We start from the raw sequence: 4,242 nt of genomic DNA, 5'->3' as shown, positions 1-4,242 counted from the left end.
GCAGATCGTGGCCGCGGGCATTCATCCACTCGACGACAGCCGGGTTCTTCTCCAGCGCAACGGCGCAGGCCGATATCGTTACCGGAATATCGTAGCGGTCGAACAGGCGCGCCAGACGCCAGACGCCGGCGCGACTGCCATATTCGAAATGGGTCTCGGTGCCGAGGTCGCGCAGCGGCGGGCTATTGGGAATATTGTACTCGCCCCAGTTGTCGTTTCGTCCGTCCTCGAGCCAGGAATATTCGGCGCCCTCCTCGTAGTTCAGCACGAGGTTGATCGCCAGCTTGACCTCACCTGGCCAGGCGATGACGGGTGGGTTCGGGCCATAGCCGACAAAATCACGCGATTGGTCTTTTGCAGCAGCGCTCATGACTTTCCCTCGCTCTAATTTTCGTTCTCGACGATCCAGTCCATGTAGTCATGGAACGACTGCCTGGCGCTGCGCGGCTGCCAGCCCGTGTCTCTCGCGATCCTGGCGATGTCGTAGGCTCCCCACATGCCGTCTTTCAGTGAAATGTCCTGGATGACGTTGGCGGTTTCCGCAGGGCTCACTTCGACCTGCAGGGAAGGCACGCGTTCCTTTGCCCAGCCGATGAAGTCGCCGATGGTTGAGGTCTCGCCACTGCCGATATTGTAGTGCCGGTAACGGAGGCGCTCTGCGAGAAGCAGCGCGATGATTGCGCCGGCCACATCCGTCGAGGTTACATAATCGCCAACGGGTTCAAGGCTGTTTGGCCGGATTGTCTCTCCAGCAAGCGCCATATGAGCGACGCGGTTCGGCACATGCCGGAAATTGCGGCTGCCGGTGGCCCGATCCATCGGTCCATAGACCGACGCAAGCCGGACAGAGGCTGCCGACAGACCGAAAAGATCGGCGTAACGGTTGACCACCATCTCGGCAGAAAATTTGGAGATGCCATAAAGCGTCAGCGGCGCAACATAGCCATCCTCAGGGAGCGGTTCGCCCGTCCAGTCCGGCCCGTGATGACGATAGACGGAGCCCGAACTGACAAAGACGAAGCGTTGAATGCCGGGACGCTTTCTCAGCCATTCGAGAATGTGCACGGTGCCCATGAAATTGACATCGACGATCCTGGCGGGATCTTCGGCTTCGGGCTGGCGCTTTGCCTCTGCGGCACTGCCGCGCGAGATGGGGGTGACGGTGGCGCCGTGCACCACGTAGCGGATATCGTGGTCGTCGAGCGTCGCTTCCCATTGGGCGGGCTCGCAGATGTCGGCCTTGATCACGGTCAGTCGATCGCGGACCGACGCAAAATAGCGCTCGGCCATCGCATCAAGGCCGGCGCGATCGAGAATGACAACACGCGCCTTGGGATCACGATCGAGCCACGTCCGTGCTAGGACGCTCATGACGAAGCCGGTTCCACCGGTGACAAGAAGGGTCATATCAAATCCATCCAAAGACTTCAGCAAGGGTATCAGCGCGTCGCGTAGCCGCCGTCGGCCAGGAGGTCGGTTCCGGTGACGAACGAAGCGTCTGACGACAGGAGGAAGGCGGCGGCAGCAGCAATTTCATCAGGCTTGGCGATACGGCCGAGCAAATGCGCGGGTCCGAGCCCGGCATTGGCCGCGTCCAAGTCCGGCCACCGCTGCAGTAATCTCGGCGTCGCCACGGCACCAGGCGACAGGCTGTTGACTCGGATACCATCGACGGCGTGATCGACCGCCATGGCCCTGGCGAGATGCACGAGGCCGGCCTTTGCCGCGCAATAGGCGACGGCCTTGCCGGTCGCCACATGCGCGAACTGCGATGCGATGAAGACGACAGAGCCGCCGCCGCCGGCGATCATCGCCGGAAGCGTGTGCTTGCCGACCAGGAAGGCACCCGTCAGGATGACATCGATTTCCAGACGCCATTGATGTTCGGCAAGATCGATGACCGTGCCGTCCATCGAAGGTGCTGCGGCATTGTGCACAAGACCGTCGAGTCGACCGAAATGTCTGGTACCGGCACCTACCGCACGACCGACCGACATATTGTCGGTCACGTCGCACTGGATGCCGAAAGCACGGGGGCCAAGGGATTGCGCGAGCGCGATGACACTCTCCAGCGATTGATCCGCACAGATCACCGAAGCGCTTTCATCGATGCAGCGGCGCGCAATTGCCGCGCCGATACCGCTCGCAGCTCCCGTCAGGAAGATCACCTTGCCGTCAAGACGTGAAATCGGTGCGGTCATGATGCGAGGACCTTCGAAAGACCTTGCTGCGGCGGGAATGGTCGCTGTCGGGCAATGAAGTGGCCGCGCCCCGGCTCGGCCATGATTTTTCCGTCGTCCCAGACGATATCGCCCCGCGAGATCGTCATGATGGGCCAGCCCTTGATGTCCTGTCCTTCATAAGGCGTGTAGTCAGTCGCGTGATGCAGGAGCGAATTGGTGATCGTCATGCTGCGATCCGGATCCCAGATCGCGATATCGGCGTCTGCGCCTACGGCAATCCTGCCCTTGCGCGGATGAAGACCGAACAGCCGCGCCGGGGCGCCGGCGGTCAGGTCAGCGAATTTCTGCAGCGAGATCAGGCCGCCGTTCACGCCAGCAGAAAAGAGCAAAGCGAGCCGTGTTTCGATACCGGGAATACCGTTAGGAATTCGGTGGAACGGTGTCCCCGGCCCGCCCGCTATCTTATCCCCATAGTGCCACGGCGAATGGTCCGAAGAAAAAACCTCCAGCGTGCCGTCTAGGATACCGGCCCAGATTGCCGGCTGGTTCGACTTGTCGCGTGGCGGCGGCGTGCAGACGCATTTGGAGCCGGAGAGATCATGGGTGTCGATATCTTCGGCCGAAAGGAAAAGATATTGGGGGCAGGTTTCGGCGTGGATCGGAAGCCCCCGCGCCTTGGCGCGGCGGATTTCTTCGACGGCGCCGCCCGCAGCGACATGGCTGACGAGAATCGGCGTCTCGATCAGCTCCGAAAGGCTGATCGCCCGGAAGGTCGCTTCACGGTCGCCGATCGCCGAATGCGCCTTTTCGTGATAGCGCAGCTCGGTCTTGCGCGAGGCGATGAACTTTTCGGTCAACCAGCGAATGCAGGCATCGTTTTCCGCGTGAACCATGACCATCGCGCCTTGAGCACGCGCAAGGTCGAGCACATTCAACACCTCATAATCGTCGAGCTTCAGCCCGTCATAGGTGAGGTAGATCTTGATCGAAGTGCAGCCCTCGGCAATCAGCTGAGGGATCTCGTCGCGCAACACTTCGGCTGATGGATCGCCGACGATCAAGTGAAAACCATAGTCGATATGCGCTTTCGAACGGGCGCGCTCGTGATAATCCTCGACGATGTCGCGGAGCGACTGGCCACGCATCTGCATGGCGAAAGGCACCACAGTTGTCGTGCCACCGCACATCGCCGACAGCGTGCCGGTATTGAAATCGTCCGCTGTCGATTTGCCTTCCCATGGCTGCTGATCCATGTGGCAGTGGCTGTCGACGCCGCCCGGCAGCACGACACGCCCCTCGGCCGCGACTTCATGTTTCCCCTCGGGCAGATCCGGCCCGAGCGCCGCAACCACGCCGTCGCGAACGCCAATGTCGATCTGCCTGGTTGCATCCGGCAGCACCACACGGCCCCGACGGATCACGAGGTCATAAGGCTCAGCGAGCGTCATTCGTTTCCTCCCGAAATGAAGCAAGGTTTGGTGGCGCCGATCGGACGGCGCAGCAGATTGAAGCAGGCAGTGGCAGCAACCAGGAACGCGCCGCTCCCGAGCAGAAGGAAGAGTGCCTGCGGTGCAAACAACTCCATCAGTTGGGCGGCGAGCCCGGGTGTCATGATGTTGCCGATCGAATAGAGGAGCAGCAGGCTACCCGATGCCGAGACCATATGGCGGCTGTCGAGCCGCGAATTGGCGTAGGCGATGCCTACAGGGTAGATCGTCAGCGCGACTACGCCATAGGCAAAGAAAAGGCCATAGAGCAGCGCCTGCGGCCTTACTCCCGGCCACGCGATTGCCGCACACAAACCAGTTGCCGCCAGTCCCTGCAGAAGGAGCAGCACGCGCCGGTCCATACGATCAGACAACCATCCGACCGGTGCCTGAGCGAGCATGCCGCCCAAGCTGAAAGCGGTTACCAGCGTCACGGCGACCGCGGCGTCGAGATGCACCCGCTCCGCATAGATCGGCGTCATCGTATAGACATTCATATTCGTCATTCCCGCCTGAAAGACGCAAACGACGGTGACCGGCGCTAGAGCAGCGAGCCGCCAAATGCCATACCG

General features: G+C 61.3%; 4 protein-coding genes and 1 pseudogene. All 5 read right to left on the bottom strand.

The annotated features are described in order from the left end of the window. Window positions 1-370: pseudogene (locus tag FY112_RS01300) on the bottom strand (polysaccharide deacetylase); the annotation flags it as partial. Window positions 371-384: 14 nt separating this feature from the next. Beyond that, window positions 385-1,407, bottom strand: coding sequence for an NAD(P)-dependent oxidoreductase (locus FY112_RS01295; RefSeq protein ID WP_151517447.1), 1,023 nt, complete (start codon window positions 1,405-1,407; stop codon window positions 385-387). A 32-nt stretch (window positions 1,408-1,439) separates the two neighbouring features. Then, the gene (locus FY112_RS01290; RefSeq protein ID WP_151517446.1) at window positions 1,440-2,201 is read right to left on the bottom strand and encodes an SDR family oxidoreductase; all 762 of its coding nucleotides are present in this window, start codon (window positions 2,199-2,201) and stop codon (window positions 1,440-1,442) included. Beyond that, window positions 2,198-3,631 (bottom strand): dihydropyrimidinase, encoded by a 1,434-nt coding sequence (gene hydA / locus FY112_RS01285; RefSeq protein WP_151517445.1) that lies wholly within the window; start codon window positions 3,629-3,631, stop codon window positions 2,198-2,200. The genes FY112_RS01290 and hydA overlap by 4 nt, the downstream gene beginning before the upstream one ends. Next, on the bottom strand, window positions 3,628-4,242 hold a 615-nt coding region (locus FY112_RS01280; RefSeq protein WP_151517444.1), incomplete at its 5' end, for an MFS transporter. The genes FY112_RS01280 and hydA, both read right to left, overlap by 4 nt.

The organism is Rhizobium sp. PEPV16 (assembly GCF_008919455.1).
Classification (GTDB): domain Bacteria; phylum Pseudomonadota; class Alphaproteobacteria; order Rhizobiales; family Rhizobiaceae; genus Rhizobium; species Rhizobium leguminosarum_Q.
This window is presented reverse-complemented; position numbering and strand designations above follow the sequence as displayed.